General features: G+C 71.8%; 2 protein-coding genes. One reads left to right on the plus strand and one right to left on the minus strand.

What is annotated here, in order from left to right; genetic code table 11:
- Positions 1-206, minus strand: a 206-nt coding sequence (locus ACK5M9_RS00985; RefSeq protein ID WP_416891344.1) for a hypothetical protein, incomplete at its 3' end; no start/stop codon positions are given.
- Between the two features lie 366 nt (positions 207-572).
- Here ACK5M9_RS00985 and ACK5M9_RS00990 point away from each other — a divergent pair.
- Entirely contained in the window at positions 573-1,883 is a 1,311-nt protein-coding gene (locus tag ACK5M9_RS00990; protein ID WP_416891345.1) for a substrate-binding domain-containing protein, read from the plus strand.
- The last annotated feature ends 63 nt before the right edge of the window (positions 1,884-1,946 follow it).

Below are 1,946 nucleotides of genomic sequence, written 5' to 3' on the forward strand. Positions count from 1 at the left end.
TCGGCGAAGTACCCGTCCTCGCTCCGACGGGCGATCGCGGCACCCGCGTAGGTGCCGGGCCGGGCGGCGATGTTCAGCGTCCGCGGCTGGTCGCCACCGGGCCCGGCCTCGTCGGTGTTCGAGGACGACCCTCCGGAGCATCCGGCAAGCGCCAGCGCCAGCGCCGATCCCAACGCAATCAGTACCACGCGGCTTGGTCTGTTCATCCGATACTCCTCGCTCTCGTGCGGCGGCGGGCGGGGGTCGACGCCGATTCCACCGTGTGACGCTCGGCCGGAGCACCCATCCCGCCTGGTCGCTTCATGGTGCCCTGCACACCGGGCGCGGCCTCCGAGGGTGCGCCACAGGAAAACCGGTCTGCGCGCTCGGTACAGTCCGATCGCGGCGCGTGTGCGCGGCACGTACGCGACTTGACCGGGCCCGCACGATCACGGTGCCGCCGCCTCGTTCGGCCTACGTTGAGCGGGAACCGGTGCACGTGGTCGCAGCGCCTGGGCTGGGCGGTCCGCGCGACGGCACCAGACAGCCGCACGCCCGGGGAGGCGCGCGCCCCACGAGAACGGATCGAATCGATGACGAATCTGCCCAACGACCGGATGCGCCCGCGCACCGGGACGCGCCGACCCGGTCGCCTGCTCGCACTCGCCGCGTTGCCCGCGGCGCTGGTGCTCGCTTCGTGCGGCGGAGGCGGCAGCTCCAGTGCCGGCGGCGCCCCGGGCGCAACGGCGCCGGCGGCGACCGACGCGCAGTGCGGCCAGGTCCCCGTGGTCGCCCCCAACGACCCGGACGGGCTGATCGCGACGATGCCCGACGACATCCAGGCCGCGTTCAACGGCTGGCCGACCGCGGTTCAGGCCAGTGCCTGGGCCGACGCGGGGGGCACGGATGGACCGGTCACCGTCGGATGGCTTCAGCAGGACTCGGGAAGCCCCACCGCCGCGGCACTGAAGACCACCCTGACCCAGCTCTCGGCCGACGCCATCGACGCCGGGGAGGTCGCAGAGTTCCTGGTGGAGACGCCCGGCGGCACCGGCGGACAGGTGACCGCGGCCGACCAGGTGCGCGCGTACGAACAGCTGGTGCGCAAGGGAGCCGACGTCATCATCGCCCAGCCGCTGTCCGGTGAGGCGCTGGTGGCCGCGGTCAACAGCGCGGGCGAACAGGGCATCCCCACCGTGACCTTCACCGGATACGTCGACTCGCCGTACTCGATCGACATCACGCCGAACCCGTTCGACGGCGTCGCCCAGGCGGTGGCCAAGGGGGTCGGCATGATCGGTGGTGAGGGCTCGGCGATGATCGTGCAGGGGATCGAGGGCATGACCGTCAACACGTCGTCGGTGACCGCCGCCGAGCAGACCTTCGCCCTGTGCGAGGGCATCGAGGTCGTCGGTACCCCCGCGGGCAACTTCAACGACCCGGGCGCGAAGTCGGCGGTGGTGAGTTTCCTCGCCTCCCACCCGGGCGAGATCGACATCGTCTACCAGGTCGCCTCCATGGGTGCGGGGGTGTTCGCCGGGTTCGCCGACGCCGGGCGCGCGCCGATGCCTCTGGTCGTCGACAACCTGCCCACCGCCGCGTCTCTGGCCTGGTGGGAGCAGCTGCGCGCCGACGGCTACGACGGTCTTGCCGTTCCGGGCACGGCCGCGCAGTTCGGGCAGACGATGTGGGAGGTCGCCATGCGCACGGTGCGTGGTGAGGGGCCCAAGGTTAACCAGATCGCGCTGCAGGTGCAGTTCGTCACCGACGACAACCTGGATCAGTACCTCGTGGATGGGGCGACCACGACCACGAACGCGGAGACCGCGACCGTCGGCTCCCTGGCGCCCACGGAGTACCTCGACGGGTACTTCACCAACCCCGGTGCCTACGACCCGCGTTGATTCGCGGGCCGGGCGAGCACTCGCGCCTCGCCCGGCCCGGCGGATCCGATCCGAACCCGACGA

The sequence above is a fragment of the Mycobacterium sp. genome, from assembly GCF_047975165.1.
GTDB lineage: Bacteria > Actinomycetota > Actinomycetes > Mycobacteriales > Mycobacteriaceae > Mycobacterium.

Bases quoted from the DNA above. Each gene is read 5' to 3' on its own strand.
- ACK5M9_RS00990 (WP_416891345.1), top strand. From the start codon at position 573: ATGACGAATCTGCCCAACGACCGGATGCGCCCGCGCACCGGGACGCGC.